This window comes from Pseudomonas sp. 9.2(2024) (genome assembly GCF_039695385.1).
GTDB classification, from domain to species: Bacteria; Pseudomonadota; Gammaproteobacteria; order Pseudomonadales; family Pseudomonadaceae; genus Aquipseudomonas; species Aquipseudomonas paraglycinae.
The window spans coordinates 3,442,277-3,462,498 of record NZ_CP155585.1; the positions used below are offsets into that span (position 1 = coordinate 3,442,277).

Genomic DNA, 20,222 nt, shown 5'->3' on the forward strand with positions numbered 1-20,222 from the left:
TACATGAACAAGCGACGACTGAACGAACTGGACTTGCTGCGCTTCCTCGCCGCGATCGCCGTGGTGTTTTTTCACTATGCGTTTCGCGGCTATGCGAGGGGCGATATGTCGGTAATGCCCTATCCGCTATTGGCTGACGTTGCCAAATACGGTTACCTGGGCGTCGAACTGTTTTTCATGATCAGCGGATTCGTGATCCTGATGACGGCTTCGAACAACGATCTCAAAGCGTTTTTCATTTCCCGCGTCATCCGCCTCTGCCCGGCTTTCTGGGTGTGCTGCACGATCACTTTTCTCGTCACGCTGGCCATTGGTCAGCCAAGATTTTCGGCTGATTTTTATCAATACATGATCAACATGACATTCCTCGGCGACCTGATCGGTGTCCCACCCATCGACGGGGTCTACTGGTCACTGTTCGTCGAAATAAAGTTCTACCTGATGATCGCCGTCCTGTTGGCCTTCAAGAAGATAGAGAAAATAGAAAACTTCCTTGTGCTCTGGCTGCTGATCTCGGCCGCAGCGGAAGTCTTTGCTTTCGAAAAACTGCGCTCGGTCCTGATCACCGACTACGCGGCCTATTTCGTCGCCGGCGCGACGTTCTACATCATCTGGGACAAGGGTTTTACCAAAGCGCGTATTTCCCTGCTGGCGGCTGCGCAGGCATTGGCCAGCTTCAACGCGATCACCTGGGCCGAGTCGATCGAGCTGAAATATTCGACCGAATACGATTCCTTGATTATCTGCGGTGTCATTGCCCTGTTTTTCATGACGTTTCTTTTTATCTCGACGCGTAAAACGGCAGCCTTGGGCAAGTTCGACTGGACAGCGTTGGGCGCCCTGACTTACCCGCTTTACCTGCTGCATCAAATGATCGGCTTCATGATCTTCAATATGGCTTATCCGGCTGTGAATCCTCACGTGCTGCTGTGGGGCACCCTCGCTTTGATGATAGGTGCCTCCCATGTCATCCATAAAGAAATAGAAACCCCGATGGCCAGACTGATGAAAAGATCCCTTTCATCCTCCTTCAAACGTCTCAGAGTTGGTTAGTCGGCTGCGCAACAGGCTTGGCAACATCGGCCTATCGATAAATGAAAAAGACGGGAGAGATTTCGGCGAATACCGAAACCTCTCCCGTCTTTTTTTTGTGGTGCAGAGTGCCCGTCACATCGACGATGAGCGCTTCAAGGTCTCGCTCGGCAACTCCTTGAACATCGCCCGGTAACTGCTTGAAAAACGGCCCAAATGCCAGAACGACCAGTTCATTGCGACCTCCGCCACCGTCGTATCTGCCGGCGAGCGTTTGAGCAATTCCCGCCGCGCACTGTTGAGCCTGCGCAAACGCAGCCAATGGCTCGGCGACATCCCCGTGTACGCCTTGAAGGTCTGCTGCAACTGACGCAGGGAAACCCCGGCCACCCGCGACAGCTCCAGCAGATTGAGGGTTTCTTCCGGTGAATCCGCCGCCCACTCCCCTACGCGTTTGAGGGTGATTCGCTCTTCGGCGCGGCGCTGCAAACCACCGCCGTCCAGGCACACGCTCGCGTTGTCGAGTATGAACAGGCAGTCCTCGAGCAATTGCTGGGTCAGCGCTTCTTTGCTTGGCTGATCAAGGGTTTGCGACAACTTCGTGAGAGTCGAGCTTAACCAGCGGCTGAACAATCCATTCTGCGCGCCATTGAGCGGAGCCATGAACAGACCTTCCAGCCTGGCCACGTCCAGGCCGTTGCGCTGGACGAATTCCGGGCCGAACACCACGGCGATTTCCTGATAGTTCTCCGGGGTGATCCAGATGTTGCGGCTCTCTTCATTGAGCAGATAGAGCGCGTTGTCGCTGCGATCGAAACAGAACGCCAGCGAGCCTTCCGGCGCGCTGAAATTCTGCTCGACCCGGGTGTTCATCTGTTCTTCGTAAACCTCCACACCCTGCAAATCCAGATAACGGATCTGCCCGGCGAAATGCCCCGGCGACATCTGCTGGTAATGCTGAACCCAACCCGGCGTGGCGCGGATTTGCTCGGTGACATCGGCGGTGTTGAACGCTTGAACCTGTAGCGGATTACACGTTGTCATGGGAGACCTTGCGCACTCTTTTGGTGCGCTTTGGTGCTGCTGAAAGTGGATAGATGGAACGGCAAGGCCCGCCCAAGATAGTCGTCAACGCGCCACAGGGGAAGTCTGCGAAAGATGAAATCGCTTTTCCCCCGCGTCAACAAAACCAACGACGAGGTCTTTATGAATGCCCCTTTCGATCAGCTGTTCACGTGGCTGAAAGATCACAAGATTACCGAAGTGGAATGTGTGGTCAGCGACCTGACCGGCATCGCCCGCGGCAAGATCGCACCGACCAACAAGTTCCTGCATGAGCGAGGCATGCGCCTGCCGGAAAGTGTGCTGCTGCAAACGGTAACCGGGGATTTTGTCGACGACGACATCTACTACGACCTGCTCGACCCGGCCGACATCGACATGGTCTGCAAGCCGGTGAGCGACGCGGTGTACGTGATTCCATGGGCCATCGAGCCGACTGCCATCGTCATCCACGACACCTTTGACAAGTTCGGTAACCCGATCGAACTGTCACCGCGCAACGTACTGAAGAAAGTCCTGCAGCTGTACACCGACAAAGGCTGGAAGCCGATCGTGGCGCCGGAAATGGAGTTTTACCTGACCCAGCGCTGCGAAGACCCGGACTTGCCATTGAAGGCACCGCTGGGCCGTTCCGGTCGCGCCGAAAGCGGTCGTCAGTCGTTCTCCATCGACGCGGCCAACGAATTCGATCCGCTGTTCGAAGACGTCTACGACTGGTGCGAACTGCAAGGCCTGGACCTGGACACGCTGATCCACGAAGACGGCCCGGCGCAGATGGAAATCAACTTCCGCCACGGCGACGCGCTCGATCTGGCCGACCAGATCACCGTGTTCAAGCGTACCCTGCGTGAAGCCGCCCTCAAGCACAACGTGACCGCGACTTTCATGGCCAAGCCGATCGGCGACGAGCCCGGCAGCGCCATGCACCTGCATCAGAGCGTGGTCGAGATCGCCAGCGGCCAGCCAATTTTCGCCAATGCCGACGGCAGCATGAGCGACCTGTTCCGCCATCACATCGGCGGCCTGCAGAAGTACATTCCGAAGGTGCTGCCGATGTTCGCGCCGAACGTGAACTCGTTCCGCCGCTTCCTGCCGGACACCTCGGCACCGGTCAACGTCGAATGGGGCGAAGAAAACCGCACCGTCGGCCTGCGGGTGCCGACCTCCGGCCCTGAGGCGATGCGGGTTGAAAACCGTCTGCCCGGCGCCGACGCCAACCCGTATCTGGCCATCGCCGCGAGCCTGCTGTGCGGCTACATCGGCATGGTCGAAGGCATCGATCCGAGCGCCGCCGTCGAAGGCCGGGCTTACGAGCGCCGCAACCTGCGCCTGCCGATCACCATCGAAGAAGCCCTGACCCAGATGGAAGAGTGCGACACCGTCGCGCAATACCTGGGCAGCAAGTTCGTGCGCGGCTACGTCGCGGTGAAACGCGCCGAGCATGAAAACTTCAAGCGCGTGATCAGCTCCTGGGAGCGGGAGTTCCTGTTGCTGAGCGTGTAACCAAAATAAAAACAACCCAACCCAACGATCGTTCCCACGCTCCGCGTGGGAATGCCTCAATGGACGCTCTGCGTCCGCTTTGGGACGCGGAGCGTCTCGGGCTGCATTCCCACGCGGAGCGTGGGAACGATCAGCATGGGAAGATCAATCGAAGAGGTGTCGATATGCGTCTGTTGAAATCCATGATCCCCGCCGCGCTGACCCTGGCGTGCAGTGCCGGTGCCCTCGCCCAACCCCAGGTCAGCGTCTACAACTGGACCGATTACATCGGCGAAACCACCCTCGCCGACTTCCAGTCCTCCAGCGGGATCAAGGTGATCTACGACGTCTTCGATTCCAACGAAACCCTCGAAGGCAAACTGCTCGCCGGTCGCACCGGGTATGACGTGGTGGTGCCGTCCAACCACTTCCTCGCCCGTCAGGTAAAGGCCGGTGCGTTCCTCAAACTGGACCGCTCGCAACTGCCGAACTGGAAAAACCTCGACCCGATACTGCTGGCCCTGCTCGAGAAGAACGATCCGGGCAACGAGCACTCGGTGCCGTACCTGTGGGGCACCAACGGCATCGGCTACAACGTCGACAAGGTCAAGCAAGTGCTGGGCATCGATCACATCGATTCCTGGGCCGTGCTGTTCGAACCGGAGAACCTGAAGAAACTCACCCAGTGCGGCGTGTCGATGATGGACTCGGCCGATGAAGTGTTCCCGGCCATCCTCAACTACATGGGCATGGACCCGCGCAGCGAGAAACCCGAGGACTACAAGAAGGCCGAAGAGAAACTGCTGAGCATCCGGCCGTACATCACCTATTTCCACTCCTCGAAATACGTGTCCGATCTGGCCAACGGCGACATCTGCGTGGCCTTCGGTTATTCCGGCGACGTGTTCCAGGCCGCCAACCGCGCCAAGGAAGCCAAGAACGGCGTGAACATCGCTTACTCGATTCCCAAGGAAGGCGCGAACCTGTGGTTCGACCTGCTGGCGATTCCCGCCGATGCCGGCAACACCAAGGAAGCCCACGCCTTCATCAATTACCTGCTCGATCCGCAAGTGATCGCCAAGGTCAGCGCCTCGGTGGGTTACGCCAACCCGAACCCGGCGGCCAAGCAATACATGGATCCGGAGCTGGTCAACAATCCCGAGGTCTATCCGTCTCAGGAAGTCCTCGACAAGCTCTACATCTCCTCTACCCCGCCCCAGTCGATCATGCGTCTGATGACCCGGTCCTGGAGCAAAGTGAAGTCGAACAAATGAATCAGTACACCCAGGAACACGCCCAGTCCTATTACGCCGCGTCGGCCCGGGCCAGCACACCTTATCCGGAACTGGCGGGTGACCTGATCGCCGATGTCTGCGTAATCGGCGGTGGTTTCACCGGCGTCAACACGGCCATTGAACTGGCGCAGCGCGGGCTTTCGGTAATTCTGCTCGAAGCCCGGCGCATCGGCTGGGGCGCCAGCGGGCGCAATGGCGGACAACTGATTCGCGGGATCGGTCATGACGTCGAAGGTTTCTCGCGGCATGTTGGCGCCGAAGGCGTGCGCTACCTCCACCGGGCCGGGATCGACTCGGTGGAGCTGGTGCGCCAGCGCATCAGCGACAACGCCATCGAGTGCGACCTGCGCTGGGGTTTCTGTGAGCTGGCGAACACGCCGGCGCAGTTCGACGCCTTCAAGGCCGAGCAGGACAGCCTGGCGCAGCTGGGTTACCGCCATGAAACGCGGCTGGTTGCCCCTGAGCTGATTCGTCAGCAAGTGGTGAACGCGGGTGTCTACAAGGGCGGCCTGATCGACATGGGTTCGGGCCACTTGCACCCGCTCGACCTGGTGCAGGGTGAAGCGCGGTTGGCGGCGTCCCTCGGGGTGCGGATTTTCGAACAGAGCCCGGTGCTGGAAATCGTCCATGGCGCGACCGTTCAAGTACGCACCCCAAGCGGCACCGTGCGCGCCGGCAGTCTGGTGCTCGGCTGCAACGCGCACCTGGAAGAACTCGAACAGCAACTCAGCGGCAAGGTCCTGCCCGCCGGCAGTTACATCATCGCCACCGAACCGCTGTCGCCGGAACGCGCCGCCGAGCTGATTCCGCAAAATCTGGCGCTGTGCGACCAGAAAGTCGGCCTCGACTACTATCGGCTTTCGGCGGACCGGCGCTTGCTGTTCGGCGGCGCCTGCCATTACTCGGGACGGGATCCGGCGGACATCGCCGCCTACATGCGACCAAAGATGCTCAAGGTCTTCCCGCAGCTGGCGGATGTGCGCATTGACTATCAATGGGGCGGCAAAATCGGCATCACCGCCAACCGCTTCCCGCAGGTCGGCCGTTTGAAGCAGCACCCGAACGTGTTCTACGCCCAGGGCTATTCCGGCCATGGCCTCAACGTCACCCACTGGTGCGCCAAGCTGCTGGGCGAGGCGATTCATGCCGGCCACAGTCAGGGCATGGACGTGTTCAGCGGCGTGCCGCACATGACCTTCCCCGGCGGCCCGGCGCTGCGCTCGCCGCTGCTGGCACTGGGCATGTTCTGGTATCGCCTGCGGGACCTGCTGGGATGAGGCCTGCCGGTTAAAGCGCCCTGCACATTTGCTCTATCGCGAAGCACTTCTATATTGATGAAGTGCTTTTGCGTTCCTGACGCTCAGTGCCCAACACACCCTGGAGGTCATGGATGGAGTCGTCAGCCGCCGATCAACCGCGAGCGCCCGGCCAGGCGCCGGTCAAGACCCGGCGTTTCAGCATCTCGCTGGTGTGGATCGTGCCGATCATCGCGGTGCTGGTGGGCATCTCGCTGGTGGTGCACAACCTGATGCAGGAAGGCCCCAGCATCATCGTCACCTTCAAGACCGGCAGCGGCTTGACCGCCAACAAGACCGAAGTCAAATACCGCAACGTGGTCATCGGTCAGGTCACGGACGTCGAGCTGAGCGACGACCAGAAAAGCGTCAACGCCACGATCAAACTGGCCAAGCAGGCCGAAACCTTTACCCGCGAAGACTCGCAGTTCTGGGTCGTGCGCCCGCGCATCGGTGCGGGCGGTGTTTCGGGCATCGACACGTTGCTGTCCGGCGACTACATCGGCGCCGATATCGGTCAGTCCAATTCGCGCGCAAAACACTTCAAAGGCCTGGAAAACCCGCCGCCGATCACCTACGGCGAGCCGGGCAAACGCTTCAATTTGCATGCCTCGGATCTCGGTTCGCTGGACATCGGCTCGCCGGTCTATTACCGCAAGATCCCGGTCGGCCAGGTCGTGGCTTACGCGCTGGACGCCGATGGCAAAGGCGTGAACATCGAAGTGTTCATCCATGCGCCAAACGACGCCTACGTCACGGAAAACACCCGGTTCTGGAACGCCAGCGGCATTGACGTCAACGTCGGCGCCAACGGTTTTGCGGTGAAAACCGAATCGTTGTCGACCTTGCTGGTGGGCGGCATCGCCTTCCGCGCGCCGGAGTACAGCCCCAACGACGTTGCCGCCGCCGAAGAAAGAACCTACGACCTGTTCGACGACCAGCAAACCGCCCTCGCCCCGCCCAACGGCAAGGCGCAATACCTGACCCTGCGTTTCGATCAGGCCCTGCGCGGGTTGAAAGTCGGCGCACCGGTGGAGTTTCTCGGCATCGAAATCGGCCGGGTAGTGAGCGTCAACCTGGACTTCGATCCGAAAAAACGCAGCTTCCCGCTCAACGTCGGCATCGTGATCTACCCGAAACGCCTCGGTCAGGCTCACGTCAAGATGCTTAAGGTACTCGAGCACAATCCGGACGACGAAGCCGCCGCCGTGCGTCTGATCGGCACCTTTATCGACAACGGCCTGCGCGCCCAGGCCCGCAGCGGCAACCTGCTGACCGGGCAGCTGTATATCGCGCTGGATTTCTTCCCCAAAGCCGAAAAAGTCGCGTTCGACCCGACCGCCCGCCCGATCAGCGTTCCGACCGTCCCCGGCAGCCTCGAACAGTTGCAGGAAAAACTCGAAGCGATGATCGACAAGCTCAACAAACTGCCGGTGGAACGGATTGCCGGCAACCTCGACAGCAACCTTGTGGAATTGCGCAAAGGCCTGACCCAGTTCAATGCCAGGACCCTGCCCGGCGTGCAGAACACCCTCGCCGACCTGAGCAAGACCCTGCAGTCGGCCAGCTCGACCCTGGCCGAAGATTCGCCGCAACGCGAACAACTGACCGAGACTCTCGACGAGCTTGGGCGCATGTCGCGTTCGTTGCGTGAACTGTCCGATTATCTGGGCCGTCATCCGGAATCGTTGATTCGCGGCCGCCCCGACAACGCCGCGCCACTGGACCTAAAAGGGCCGCCGCGCAATTGAGCACAGGAGCTGTCCCATGGCTTTACCGCTGAAGTTCACCGTGCTCGCGATCGGCCTGCTGCTGGGCGCCTGTAAAAGCGCCCCGATCAGCTTTCACACCCTGACACCGACGCAACCGATGACCGGCCGCGCCGGTTCGGAAATCGCCATCGAAGGCATCAGCGTGCCGCCGCAGGTCGACCGGCCGCAGATCGTCATCCGCCAGGGCAACAGCGGCCTGGCAATCCTTGAGACCGAATGGTGGGGCGCCAGCCTCAGCGATGAGTTGCGCAGCGCGCTGGTGGATCAGCTCAGTAATGCCGGCGGCCCGCGCAAGACCTCGGTGCGCATTGATGTGCAACGCTTCGATTCGATACCCGGCCAATACGGGCTGATCGACGTCAAATGGCGCCTGCGCCAGGCCAACACCGGAGACGACGCCCTGCTCGCCTGCCGCTCGCTGCTGCAAACCCCGTCCGGGCCGACCATCGACGATCTGGTGGTGGCCCAGCAGAACAACGTCAAGCGCCTGGCTGCGTTGATCAGTCAGGCTTCCACCGGCTCACGCGGCTGCCCGCCCGCCTCCTGATCGAAACGCAATGCCTACAAGTCGAAGCGATCCACCGCGCGGCGTCGCTCGTTGTCGTCGCGCACGTCGTAGTTGGCAGTCGTCTGGATATTGCTGTGATGGGCGAGTTTCTGGGCAATCGACAGGTCGTGCTCCTCAATCACCCGAGTGATGAACGAACGCCGGAAATCATGGGGCATGATCTTCACCCCGACCTGGGTCCCGCGCTGGCGGGCGATGTAATAGATCGCGTGCTTGGTGATGCGCTCGCGGGTGATATGGCCGCCACGGCGGATGCGGTTGAACAGAAATGCGTCGTCGCTCTCACCTTCCTTGAGCTCTGACCGGCGAAACTCCAGCCAGGCATTGAGTTTGGCGAACGCCCAGGCCGGCGCGTACTTGATCAGTTGTTTATTGCCCTTGGCGGTGACAAAGAGACTGCGTTCGGTGAAGTCGACCTGATTCAGGTCAAGATCCACCGACTCCGACTTGCGCATCCCAGTGCCGTACAACAGCGCAATCACCGCCGCATCACGCAAACCCTGTGGTCGCGGATCGGCCGCGCAGACTTCCATCAATTCATGAATCAGCGTGCGCTTCAGATTGCGCCCCTGAGACAGTCGCGTGCCGCCAATGCCTTTGACCGAGCGCATCTTCAATAGATGGTCCTGGCTGATAAGACTCATGCGCCAGGCTTCATTCATTACACCGCGAATGGCGTTTACATACAGCGAAGAAGTATTCGGTGCGTAATTGTCGGCGCGCAATGCAGCGACTAACGCAACGACATCTTCCGGTTGCAGCGCGTGCCACGGAATGTCTTCGACGTTCATGTCTTCGAAACCGAGTCGGTCGGCGGCATCTTGCAAAACGTAACGCATGGTGAGTTGGCTGGAGGGAGCCAGACGCGCCAGATACACGGTCATCGGGTTGGTTTTCAGGGTGTCGGGGGATGCAACGGGTAAGTCAATCAAACGTCGGGCCTTGAGTAAAAGCAGTTCAACACAGCAACTAACAACTGCAACATTCTTAATATAAGGGGAACACTTCCGTAGGACTTTTCTACTAAAAACCGCGATAAACGGTAGAAGTCTGAACAGTGGCTGTATGGGTTTCAGATAAACGATTCGCCGACCGGTTTTTCATGTTCCTTTCACAAAAACGGGCATAACCTTAATTCCACTGAGTCCTGTGCCGGCGCTGCCCAAGCTGCCGGGCAATGCCTGAAAAGTCAACCGAACCCGACGTTATGTCGTCTTGGCAACTTATTGATGCAAAGGATTTTTTCGCGTCTACGCTTTGATTGGATCCAATTATTCAATGGATCTATTTCTTTTTTCTTTGCAATGAGGTGTGCATGAGTCAGGCGTTTCTCCCCTTCTCCCGCCCCAGTATCGGTGATGAAGAAATTGCCGCCGTGGAGCAAGTCCTGCGCTCCGGCTGGATCACCACCGGGCCGAAAAACCAGGCCCTCGAAGAACAGTTTGCCCAGTACATCGGATGCCGGCACGCCGTGGCCTTGTCCTCGGCCACCGGTGGCATGCACATCACCCTGCTGGCGCTGGGCATCGGCCCCGGCGATGAAGTCATCACCCCATCGCAGACCTGGGTCTCGACCGCCAACATGATTTCCCTGCTCGGCGCCACGCCGGTGTTCGTCGATGTCGACCGCGACACCCTGATGACCGACGCCGCGCGCATCGAAGCCGCCATCACCCCGCGCACCAAAGCGATCATTCCCGTGCATTACGCCGGCGCTGCTTTCGATCTCGATCCGCTTTACGCCCTGGCCGACAAGCACGGCATCACCGTGATCGAAGACGCCGCCCACGCCGCTGGCACCCGCTACAAGGGCCGTCACGTGGGTTCGCAAGGCACCGCGGTCTTCTCGTTCCACGCGATCAAGAATATGACCTGCGCCGAAGGCGCGATGTTCGTCACCGATGATGAAGCTTTGGCCAACCGCGTGCGCATGCTCAAGTTTCATGGTCTGGGCGTCGATGCGTACGACCGCCTGACCCACGGCCGCAAACCCCAGGCCCAGGTGATCGAGCCCGGTTTCAAATACAACCTGGCCGATATCAACGCCGCGATTGCCCTGGTGCAGCTGGAGCGTCTGGACGCGATCAACGCCCGTCGCACCGAACTGGCCACGCAATACCTGCAAAAACTCGAAGGCCTGCCGGTGCAACCGCTGGCGGTGCCTGCCTACGCGCAAACCCACGCCTGGCACCTGTTCATCCTGCGCATCGACAGCGAGCGCTGCGGCATGGACCGCGAAGCCTTCATGAAGGGTTTGCAGGAGCAAGGCATCGGCACCGGCATCCACTTCATCGCCACCCACCTGCACACCTGGTATCGCCAGCGTGATCCGCACCTGTCCCTGCCCGACACCGAGTGGAACTCGGCGCGGCTGTGCTCGATTCCCTTGTTTCCCGATATGACCGATCAGGATCTGGACCGGGTCGTCGGGGCCATTGAACACCTGATGGGGAAACGCCCGTGAGACCTTATCCGATTCATTGCGTGTCGATCGTCATCCCGGTCTACAACGAAGAAGACAGCCTGCCGGAGCTGCTGCGCCGCACCCAGGCCGCCTGCCAGCAATTGCGGCATGACTACGAAATCGTGCTGGTCGACGACGGCAGCCGCGATGCCTCCGCACAATTGCTCGAAGACGCCGCGTCAGTCGAAGACAGCCCGTTCGTGGCGGTCATCCTCAACCGTAACTACGGCCAGCACGCGGCGATCATGGCCGGTTTCGAACAGTGCAAGGGCGACGTGGTGATCACCCTCGACGCCGACTTGCAGAACCCGCCGGAAGAAATCCCGCGCCTGGTGGCCGAGGCCGAAAAAGGCTTTGACGTGGTCGGTACCGTGCGCGGCAACCGTCAGGATTCGGCCCTGCGCCGCTATCCGTCGAAACTCATCAACCTCGCCGTGCAACGTTCCACCGGCGTCGCCATGAGCGACTACGGCTGCATGCTGCGCGCCTACCGCCGCACCATCATCGACGCGATGCTCGCCTGCCGCGAACGCAGCACGTTCATCCCGATCCTCGCCAACAGCTTCGCCCGCCACACCACGGAAATCACCGTGGCCCACGCCGAGCGCGAACACGGCGATTCGAAATACAGCCCGATGCGCCTGATCAACCTGATGTTCGACTTGATCACCTGCATGACCACCACGCCCCTGCGCCTGCTGAGCATCGTCGGCTTCGCCATGGCCGGGCTCGGCGTGCTGTTCGCGGCGGCGCTGATTGTCCTGCGCCTGGCCTTTGGTGCCGGATGGGCCGGCGATGGCCTGTTCGTGCTGTTCGCCGTGCTGTTCGTGTTCACCGGCGGCCAGTTCATCGGCATGGGCCTGCTGGGCGAATACCTGGGGCGCATGTACAGCGATGTGCGCGCCCGCCCGCGATTCTTCATCGAAAAGGTCCTGCGCGGGCACCCCGCCACGCCGGCCCCCGCCATCACCGTTGACGGCCTTACTTCCAACTCCTCGTCTGATCAGGTTCTCTCATGAGCGCAAAAACCGTTGTCTTCGCCTACCACGATATTGGCTGCGCCGGCATTCAAGCCCTGCTCGACAGCGGCTACGACATTGCGGCGGTGTTCACCCATGCCGATGACCCGCAGGAAAACGCGTTCTACGCCTCGGTGGCGCAACTGTGCGCCAACAAAGGCATCGCGGTTCATGCACCGGAAGACGCCAACCACCCGTTGTGGATCGAGCGGATTGCCAAGCTCGATCCGGATTACATCTTCTCCTTCTACTATCGCAACCTGCTGAGCGAGCCATTGCTGGCCACCGCCAAAAAAGGCGCGTTCAACCTGCACGGCTCCCTGCTGCCGCGCTACCGTGGCCGCGCCCCGGCCAACTGGGTGCTGGTCAACGGCGAAACCGAAACCGGCGTCACCCTGCATCGCATGGTCAAGCGTGCCGACGCCGGCGCCATCCTCGCCCAGCAACGCGTGGCCATCGAACGCAGCGACACCGCGCTGAGCCTGCACGGCAAACTGCGCACGGCCGCCAACGACCTGCTGCGCGACGCGCTGCCAGCGATGCTTCAGGGCAAAATCACCGAAACCCCGCAAGACGAATCCAAAGCCACCGTGTTCGGTCGCCGTACCCCGGCGGACGGCAAACTGGTCTGGGCGCAACCGGCCGAAAAACTGTTCAACCTGGTGCGGGCCGTGACTCAGCCCTACCCCGGCGCCTTCTGCGCCGTGGGCGAGCACAAGCTGATCGTGTGGAACGCCGACGTGGTCAAGGGCAACGAAGGCCAGGCGCCGGGCCGGGTCATCAGTGTCGATCCGCTGCGCATCGCCTGCGGTGAAGATTCGCTGGTGATCAACGCCGGCCAGCGCAACGACAACGGCCTGTACCTCAGCGGCCCGCAACTGGCCAATGAACTGGGTCTGGTGGACGGTTCGCTGCTGCGCGGTGCCGAGTCCGGCCGTGGCCCGCGCCGTACACGGGTGCTGATCCTCGGCGTCAACGGTTTCATCGGCAACCATTTGTCCGAGCGCCTGCTGCGTGACGAGCGCTACGAAGTCTATGGCCTGGACATCGGCTCCGACGCCATCGACCGCCTGCGCAGCCACCCGCGTTTTCACTTCGTCGAAGGCGACATCAGCATTCACTCGGAGTGGATCGAGTACCACATCAAGAAATGCGACGTGGTGCTGCCGCTGGTGGCCATCGCCACGCCGATCGAATACACGCGCAACCCGCTGCGAGTGTTTGAACTCGACTTCGAAGAAAACCTGAAACTGGTGCGCTACTGCGTCAAATACAACAAGCGCGTGATCTTCCCGTCTACCTCGGAAGTCTATGGCATGTGCCAGGACAAGCACTTCGACGAAGACCGCTCGAACCTGATCGTCGGCCCGATCAACAAGCAGCGCTGGATTTACTCGGTGTCCAAGCAACTGCTGGACCGGGTGATCTGGGCCTACGGCGCCAAGGGCCTGAACTTCACCCTGTTCCGTCCCTTCAACTGGATGGGCCCACGGCTGGATCGCCTTGACTCGGCGCGCATCGGCAGCTCCCGCGCCATCACCCAATTGATCCTCAATCTGGTGGAAGGCACGCCGATCCGCCTGTTCGACGGCGGCGAACAGAAACGCTGCTTCACCGACATCGCCGACGGCGTCGAGGCGCTGGCGCGGATCATCGATAACGACAACGACGTCTGCAACGGCCAGATCATCAACATCGGCAACCCGGACAACGAAGCGAGCATTCGTCAGTTGGGCGAAGAACTGTTGCGCCAGTTCGAGGCTCATCCGCTGCGTTCCAACTTCCCGCCGTTCGCCGGTTTCCGCGACGTGGAAAGCAAGGCGTTCTACGGCGCCGGTTACCAGGACGTCGAGCACCGCAAACCGAGCATCGCCAACGCCAAGCGCCTGCTGGACTGGACGCCGACCGTGGAAATGCGCGAGACCATCGGCAACACGCTGGATTTCTTCCTGCGTGAGGCCATGGCCGAAATCGAGAGCAAGCGATGATGCAGGCCGGTTTGCGCATCGACGTCGACACCTTTCGCGGCACCCGCGAAGGCGTGCCGCGCTTGCTGGAAATTCTCGATGAAGCGCAGATCAAGGCGACGTTTTTCTTCAGTGTCGGCCCGGACAACATGGGCCGGCACCTGTGGCGCCTGATCCGTCCGCAGTTTCTCTGGAAAATGCTGCGCTCCAACGCCGCTGGCCTGTACGGCTGGGACATCCTGCTGGCCGGCACGGCGTGGCCGGGCAAACCGATCGGCCGCGACCTCGGGCATCTGATGCGTCAGGCCCGGGCCGCCGGCCACGAAGTCGGTCTGCACGCCTGGGATCACCACGGTTGGCAGGCCAATGCCGGGCGCTGGAGCGATGCGCAACTGGTCGAGCAGATCCGTCAGGGCGTCGACACCTTGAGCGACATCCTCGGCGAAAAAGTCATGTGTTCGGCCGCCGCCGGTTGGCGTGCGGACGAGCGTGTGATCGAAGCCAAACAGGCCTTCGGCTTTCGCTACAACAGCGATTGCCGTGGGCAGCGGCTGTTCCGGCCATTGCTGGCCGATGGCTCGGTCGGTGCGCCGCAGATTCCGGTGGACTTGCCGACCTTCGATGAAGTGGTCGGGACGACTGTGGCGGCGAAGGATTTCAACGCCTTCATCCTCGACCGGTTCCGCCCGGACAACCTCAACGTCTACACCATTCACGCCGAAGTAGAAGGGATTCTGATGGCCGAAGATTTTCGTCGACTGCTGGCCGACGCACGCCAGCGAAACATCAACTTTCAACCGCTGGGCGACTTGCTGCCCGAGTTTCTCAACACCCTGCCCGTCGGCCGTGTGCAACGCGGTGCCCTCGAAGGCCGCGAAGGCTGGCTGGGAGTGCAAGGCGCATGAGCAAACGCTGGGCATTGCCGCTGTTGCTGGGGATTTTCCTGCTCGCCTATCTGCTGCCGCTGGGCAGTCATGGTCTGTGGATTCCCGATGAAACCCGTTATGCGCAGATCAGCCAGGAAATGCTGCTGAGCGGCAACTGGGTGTCGCCGCATTTCATGAACCTGCGTTACTTCGAAAAACCGGCGGCCGGTTATTGGATGATTGCCCTCGGGCAGGCCGTGTTCGGCCAGAACCTGTTCGGCGTGCGGTTTGCCTCGGCCCTGAGCACCGGGCTGAGCGTGCTGCTGTGCTTCCTCATCGCCCGCCGTTTGTGGAATGACCCGCGCAAAAGCTTCGTCTGCGCCCTGCTCTACATGAGTTTCGTCATCGTCGCCGGCCAGGCCGGTTACGCCAACCTCGATCCGCAATTCACCTTTTGGGTCAACCTGAGTCTGGTGGCGCTGTGGTTTGCCCTCGACAGCCGTTCCATTGGTCAGCGCATCGCCGGTTGGGCGGTGCTGGGACTGGCGTGCGGCATGGGCTTCATGACCAAGGGTTTTCTCGCCTGGCTGCTGCCGGTGCTGATCGCCTTGCCGTGGATGCTCTGGCAAAAGCGCTGGAAGGAATTGCTGCTGTACGGCCCGGTGGCCATCGCGGTAGCGATCATCGTCAGCCTGCCGTGGGTGCTGGCGGTGCACGGTCAGGAACCGGATTACTGGCGGTTCTTCTTCTGGCACGAACACATCCGCCGGTTTGCCGGCGACGATGCCCAGCATGACGCGCCGTGGTGGTTCTATCTGCCGCTGCTGGTGGCGTTCAGTCTGCCGTGGGTCGGGATGCTACCGGTGGCGTTGAAGCAGGCCTGGCAGACCCGCCGCGAAACCGGCATCGCGTTTCTCGGCCTGTGGCTGTTGATGCCGCTGCTGTTCTTCAGCCTGAGCAACGGCAAGCTGCCGACCTACATCCTGCCGTGCCTGCTGCCGCTGGCGTTGCTGCTGGGCCACGCGCTGGCCGATCGCTTGCGTGTGGAGCAAGGCCGGGCGCTGGGCCTCAATGGTCTGCTGAACCTGTTTCTGGGCATCGTCACGCTGATCGGGCTGGTTTACGTGCAGCTCAAGCGTCCGCTGTACGACCACGAACTGCACAGTCTGGTGCTGGTGTTCATCGCCCTGACCGGCTGGATCATCAGCAACCTGCTGCAAGCCTTCCGCCCGTTGCAATGCTGGGCAGCACCGGCGGTGGGCAGCCTGCTGCTGATCGCGCTGCTGCCGGCGGCACTGCCCAAATCGGTGGTGGCGAACAAGATGCCTGACCAGTTCGTGCTCGCCCACCAAACAGAACTGGCGGCCACCACGCACCTGTTGAGCAACGACCTGGGCGCCGCGTCGGCCCTGTCCTGGCGAGTCAAACGCCCGCAGGTGGCGATGTACAACACGATAGGCGAATTGAAATATGGCCTTGCCTATCCTGATGGCATTCAACAGCGGGTTGATACCGATCAGGTGCAACAGTGGATGCGCGAAGCCCGCAAGACCGGTTCGGTCGGCGTGGTGATGCGGGTCAAGGGGCAAGACGAACTGGACGAACTCGACAGACTGCCCAAGGACGGCGTTCGTTATGAGCAAGGCAATCTGGTGATCGTGATTCTTCCGCAGGAGGCGTCATGAGCCTGTGGCTGCTGTTGCTCGCCTGCCTGCTGACCTGCCTGGGCCAGGTCGCGCAGAAATTCGCCGTCGAGCGCTGGCGCGGCGCGAGCTTGCCGTGGTCGCGCAAACTGCGCTCGCCGTGGTTGTGGCTGGCCCTGTTTGCCCTCGGCACCGGTCTGCTGGTGTGGCTGCTGGTGTTGCAGCGCCTGCCCGTCGGCATCGCCTACCCGATGCTCAGCCTCAATTTCGTGATCATCACCCTGATCGCCCGCTTCGTGTTCAAGGAGCCCGTCGACGTTCAACACTGGTTCGGCGTGTTTCTGGTAATCGGTGGCGTGGCGCTTTTGGGGCAACAGTCATGAACCAGGGTCGTGGAATCTTCTTCGCCCTGGCCAGCGTGCTGCTGGTCAGCGTGGCGCAACTGAGCATGCGCTGGAGCATGACGCGTCTGCCCCGGCCGGATCAGTGGCTGTCCGTACAAAGCGTCGATTCAGTTGCGCTGGCCGTGGTGCTCGCGGCGATCTTCGCCTATGCGCTGTCGATGCTCTGCTGGCTCGCCGCCCTGCGCGATCTGCCGCTGGGCCGGGCCTATTCGCTGCTGAGCATCAGCTACGCGCTGGTGTACCTGCTGGCGGCCAGCCTTCCGCTGTTCAACGAATCCTTCAGTTTCTCCAAATCACTGGGCGTGGCGCTGGTCATGCTCGGGGTCATCACCATCAACACTCGTCCGGCCCGTGCGCCCGAATTGAGGAGTTCGCCATGAAAATCACAGTGTTTGGTAGCGGTTATGTCGGCCTGGTGCAGGCCGCCGTGCTGGCCGAAGTCGGCCATGACGTGGTGTGCATGGACATCGACGAAAAAAAGGTCGAGCTGCTGCGCCAGGGTCACGTCAGCATCTTCGAGCCGGGGCTGGCCAGCCTGGTCCGCGAGGGCCTGGACGCCGGGCGCCTGCAATTCACCTGCGATGAAAAACTCGCTGTGCAGCACGGCAAGGTCGCGTTCATTGCAGTCGGCACCCCGTCGAAAGAAGACGGCTCGGCAGACCTGCGTTACGTGCTGTCGGTAGGCGACGCCGTGGCCCGGCATCGTGAACAACCGCTGATTCTGGTGGAGAAATCCACCGTACCCGTCGGCACCGGCGACACCTTGCGCACCCACCTGGACAAGGCGCTGATCAAGGCCGGGCGCCTGTTGCAGTTCGATATCGTGTCCAACCCGGAATTTCTGAAGGAAGGTTCGGCGGTCGCCGATTGCCGCCGGCCCGACCGGATCGTCATCGGCTGCGAGCGCGAAGAAGTGCGCGACGTGATGCGCGACCTGTATTCGCCGTTCAACCGCAACCACGACCGCATCATGTTCATGGACCTGCGCAGCGCCGAGCTGACCAAGTACGCCGCCAACTGCATGCTGGCGACCAAGATCAGCTTCATCAATCAGATCGCCGAGCTGGCCGAACACCTGGGCGCGGACATCGAATCGGTGCGCCAGGGCATCGGCGCCGACAGCCGCATCGGCTACCACTTCATCTACCCCGGTTGCGGTTACGGCGGTTCATGCTTCCCCAAAGACATGCGCGCGCTGATCCACAGTGCCGAAGAGGCGCACTGCTCCAGCGATTTGCTGCAAGCGGTGGAAGCGATCAACCAGCGGCAGAAGCACAAGCTGTTTGAACGAATCAACGCGTTCTACAAGGGCGAACTGCGCGGCAAGACTTTCGCCCTGTGGGGGCTGGCCTTCAAGCCGAACACCGACGACATGCGCGATGCGCCGAGCCGGGTTCTGCTGGAATCGCTGTGGGCCGCTGGCGCCAGTGTGCGGGCGTTCGACCCGGAAGCGATGCAGGAAACCCAGCATCTGTACCCGGACGAATCGAAACTGATGCTGATGGGCACCCCGGAATCGGTACTCGCCGGTTCCGACGCGCTGATCATCTGCACCGAATGGCAGCAGTTCAAGGCGCCGGATTTCGACCTGATCCAGCAACGCCTCAAGGCCCCGGTGATCTTCGACGGCCGCAACCTGTACGACGCCGAACGCCTGGCCCGCAACGGCTTCCATTACTTCCCGATGGGCCGTGGCGAATCGCGCTCCCTGCCGATTCCGTTGCAGCAATGGCCGCACGCCTCGGACGTGGCTTGATCGGTTTAACCCCTGCCCTGCGCCGGCAGTCCCTGATCGCAGGGCTGCTGGCGTTTCTGCTGTTCATCGCCGGCGTGTACGGGCAGGCGCCCATCGGTTTCGACTCGCGCTTCGTGTTGTTCGCCCAGGAAATGCTCCGGCACGGGCCCGGTGTATTTCCCACCACCTATGGTGAGCCGTACGCCGATTATTCGTCGCTCTCGACTTCGTTCATCTGGCTGTTGTCGTTGCCGTTCGGGACGGTCAACAGCCTGACGGCGTGGCTGCCGAGCGCTGTCGCCGGCGCGGTGATCGTCACGTTGATGTATCGCTTGCTCGCGCCCGCATCCGTGCGCTGGGCGGTGGTCAGCATCGCGCTGCTGATGCTCACCAGCACCTTCATCAGCGAAACCCGCGCGGTGTCGCAGGACCTGATGCTCGCCGCCGTGGCGTTTTCGGTGTTCTACCTCGGCTATGCCCACGACCATTTCGCTGCCGCTCGACGCTGGCCGCTAGTGTTCATTCTGTTGCTGCTGGGGTTCGGCATTCGCGGGCCGATCGGGCTGGTGGTGCCGACCGGCATGCTGTGCAGTTACTACCTGCTGGATCGCCAATGGTCGCGCCTGTTGACCTTCGGTGTGCTGGCTTCGCTGTTGCTGGCGGCCTGCGTCGGGCTGTTGTTGTGGCTGGCGGAAGTCAGCGGCGGGCCGGCGTTTCGTCAGGACGTGATCCGCATGCAGTTCATGGGGCGCATGGACGGCAGCGAAGGCGTCAGCGGTTCGCTGTATTACTTCACCAGCTCACTGGGCAACTACGCGCTGGCGTATCCGCTGGCGTTACTGGCACTCGCGGCCGCTTGGCTGAGCAAGCCCCGGCAACGCGGCCCGGCCTTGCGCCTGGTGCAATATTGCGCCGCGGCGGGGTTGATCGTGATGCTCGGGCTGTCGATTCCACAGGCGAAAAAGGCCCGTTATCTGCTGCCGATGCTGCCCATGGCGGCGATTATTGCGGCGTATCCGTTTCAGGTGTTGCATGGTCGGGTGTTTGCCTGGCTGCGCGTCGGCATGCAGGGATTGTGGTTGTTGATTCCCGCATTGTTGATCGTCTTGTTGTGGGTGGCGAAGCGACGGTTTCCCCAGACGTTGACCGACCTGATGCCGGTAATGATCGTGCTCGGATTGCTGCAACTGGCCGCGTTGTCGCGGTTGTGGCTGCCGCGCTGGCGAACCGAAGTCCTCGCGTTCAGCGCTGTTTTGGCGGTCTGGTCGGCGTACGCGCTGGTGTTCGAGCCGGTGGAGCGCCAGCTGTATGACACGCGAACCTTCAGCCAGGCGTCGCTGGCGCGGATCCACGCGCAACCCGCGCCGCTGGTGCTGCACGGCATGGGCAAGGACGCCAAGGCGATCAAGTTCATGGTCAACGTCGAGCAGGATCTGCAACCGCTGTTCACTGAAACCACGCAAGCGCTCGAAGCGCTCAAGGGGCCGGCGTGGCTGATGATGGATCGCAGTGACTTCCAGGCGTTGCAAGGCACGCCGCTCGGAACGCTGCAGCCGGTGCTGAGCGGGCGTTTCGACAAAAACGATTATGTGTTGCTGTGGCTGACGCCTTAACCTGC

17 protein-coding genes are annotated in these 20,222 nt (G+C 61.4%); 15 read left to right on the top strand and 2 right to left on the bottom strand.

The genetic code is table 11. The features are described from left to right. The first annotated feature begins 3 nt into the window (after window positions 1-3). Complete coding sequence (locus ABFB52_RS15375; protein WP_129972921.1) at window positions 4-1,053, top strand: acyltransferase; 1,050 nt, start codon at window positions 4-6, stop codon at window positions 1,051-1,053. Between the two features lie 114 nt (window positions 1,054-1,167). On the opposite strand, the gene ABFB52_RS15380 is transcribed toward ABFB52_RS15375, so the two are convergent. Further along, window positions 1,168-2,076 carry a helix-turn-helix domain-containing protein gene (locus tag ABFB52_RS15380; protein ID WP_085745609.1) on the bottom strand — a complete coding sequence of 303 codons (909 nt, stop codon included), beginning with the start codon at window positions 2,074-2,076 and terminating at the stop codon, window positions 1,168-1,170. 162 nt (window positions 2,077-2,238) lie between these two features. Between ABFB52_RS15380 and ABFB52_RS15385 the strand changes: the two genes are divergently transcribed. The 5 genes from ABFB52_RS15385 to ABFB52_RS15405 all read left to right on the top strand — a co-directional run bounded on the left by ABFB52_RS15385 (window position 2,239) and on the right by ABFB52_RS15405 (window position 8,485). Further along, window positions 2,239-3,597 (top strand): glutamine synthetase family protein, encoded by a 1,359-nt coding sequence (locus ABFB52_RS15385; protein WP_102686282.1) that lies wholly within the window; start codon window positions 2,239-2,241, stop codon window positions 3,595-3,597. Between the two features lie 164 nt (window positions 3,598-3,761). Beyond that, on the top strand, window positions 3,762-4,850 hold the full coding sequence (locus ABFB52_RS15390) for a polyamine ABC transporter substrate-binding protein (RefSeq protein WP_129972922.1): 1,089 nt from the start codon (window positions 3,762-3,764) through the stop codon (window positions 4,848-4,850). Further along, on the top strand, window positions 4,847-6,148 hold the full coding sequence (locus tag ABFB52_RS15395; RefSeq protein ID WP_129972923.1) for an FAD-binding oxidoreductase: 1,302 nt from the start codon (window positions 4,847-4,849) through the stop codon (window positions 6,146-6,148). Before ABFB52_RS15390 ends, ABFB52_RS15395 begins: the two co-directional genes overlap by 4 nt. A gap of 113 nt (window positions 6,149-6,261) precedes the next feature. Beyond that, window positions 6,262-7,917, top strand: a complete 1,656-nt coding sequence (locus ABFB52_RS15400; RefSeq protein WP_129972924.1) for an MlaD family protein — start codon at window positions 6,262-6,264, stop codon at window positions 7,915-7,917. A 16-nt stretch (window positions 7,918-7,933) separates the two neighbouring features. Continuing rightward, a complete protein-coding gene (locus ABFB52_RS15405) occupies window positions 7,934-8,485 on the top strand; it encodes a PqiC family protein (protein WP_129972925.1) in 552 nt (183 codons plus the stop codon). Between the two features lie 14 nt (window positions 8,486-8,499). Here ABFB52_RS15405 and ABFB52_RS15410 read toward each other — a convergent pair whose 3' ends face one another. Next, a complete protein-coding gene (locus tag ABFB52_RS15410) occupies window positions 8,500-9,390 on the bottom strand; it encodes a tyrosine-type recombinase/integrase (RefSeq protein ID WP_129972962.1) in 891 nt (296 codons plus the stop codon). Window positions 9,391-9,821: 431 nt separating this feature from the next. Between ABFB52_RS15410 and arnB the strand changes: the two genes are divergently transcribed. From arnB to ABFB52_RS15455, 9 genes are read left to right on the top strand one after another with little or no spacing between them, the layout of a single operon-like run. Then, window positions 9,822-10,970 (top strand): UDP-4-amino-4-deoxy-L-arabinose aminotransferase, encoded by a 1,149-nt coding sequence (gene arnB, locus ABFB52_RS15415; RefSeq protein WP_129972926.1) that lies wholly within the window; start codon window positions 9,822-9,824, stop codon window positions 10,968-10,970. Beyond that, window positions 10,967-11,989 (top strand): undecaprenyl-phosphate 4-deoxy-4-formamido-L-arabinose transferase, encoded by a 1,023-nt coding sequence (arnC, locus tag ABFB52_RS15420; protein ID WP_102686108.1) that lies wholly within the window; start codon window positions 10,967-10,969, stop codon window positions 11,987-11,989. Before arnB ends, arnC begins: the two co-directional genes overlap by 4 nt. Then, the gene (gene arnA / locus ABFB52_RS15425) at window positions 11,986-13,977 is read left to right on the top strand and encodes a bifunctional UDP-4-amino-4-deoxy-L-arabinose formyltransferase/UDP-glucuronic acid oxidase ArnA (RefSeq protein WP_129972927.1); all 1,992 of its coding nucleotides are present in this window, start codon (window positions 11,986-11,988) and stop codon (window positions 13,975-13,977) included. Before arnC ends, arnA begins: the two co-directional genes overlap by 4 nt. After that, the gene (gene arnD, locus ABFB52_RS15430; RefSeq protein WP_129972963.1) at window positions 13,977-14,861 is read left to right on the top strand and encodes a 4-deoxy-4-formamido-L-arabinose-phosphoundecaprenol deformylase; all 885 of its coding nucleotides are present in this window, start codon (window positions 13,977-13,979) and stop codon (window positions 14,859-14,861) included. The genes arnA and arnD overlap by 1 nt, the downstream gene beginning before the upstream one ends. Then, the gene (gene arnT / locus ABFB52_RS15435) at window positions 14,858-16,507 is read left to right on the top strand and encodes a lipid IV(A) 4-amino-4-deoxy-L-arabinosyltransferase (RefSeq protein ID WP_129972928.1); all 1,650 of its coding nucleotides are present in this window, start codon (window positions 14,858-14,860) and stop codon (window positions 16,505-16,507) included. The genes arnD and arnT overlap by 4 nt, the downstream gene beginning before the upstream one ends. Next, entirely contained in the window at window positions 16,504-16,848 is a 345-nt protein-coding gene (arnE, locus tag ABFB52_RS15440) for a 4-amino-4-deoxy-L-arabinose-phosphoundecaprenol flippase subunit ArnE (protein ID WP_102686105.1), read from the top strand. The genes arnT and arnE overlap by 4 nt, the downstream gene beginning before the upstream one ends. Further along, window positions 16,845-17,249 carry a 4-amino-4-deoxy-L-arabinose-phosphoundecaprenol flippase subunit ArnF gene (arnF, locus tag ABFB52_RS15445; protein WP_085745596.1) on the top strand — a complete coding sequence of 135 codons (405 nt, stop codon included), beginning with the start codon at window positions 16,845-16,847 and terminating at the stop codon, window positions 17,247-17,249. The genes arnE and arnF overlap by 4 nt, the downstream gene beginning before the upstream one ends. Continuing rightward, on the top strand, window positions 17,246-18,625 hold the full coding sequence (locus ABFB52_RS15450; protein WP_085745595.1) for a UDP-glucose/GDP-mannose dehydrogenase family protein: 1,380 nt from the start codon (window positions 17,246-17,248) through the stop codon (window positions 18,623-18,625). The genes arnF and ABFB52_RS15450 overlap by 4 nt, the downstream gene beginning before the upstream one ends. After that, window positions 18,598-20,217, top strand: a complete 1,620-nt coding sequence (locus tag ABFB52_RS15455) for a glycosyltransferase family 39 protein (protein ID WP_178082622.1) — start codon at window positions 18,598-18,600, stop codon at window positions 20,215-20,217. The genes ABFB52_RS15450 and ABFB52_RS15455 overlap by 28 nt, the downstream gene beginning before the upstream one ends. The last annotated feature ends 5 nt before the right edge of the window (window positions 20,218-20,222 follow it).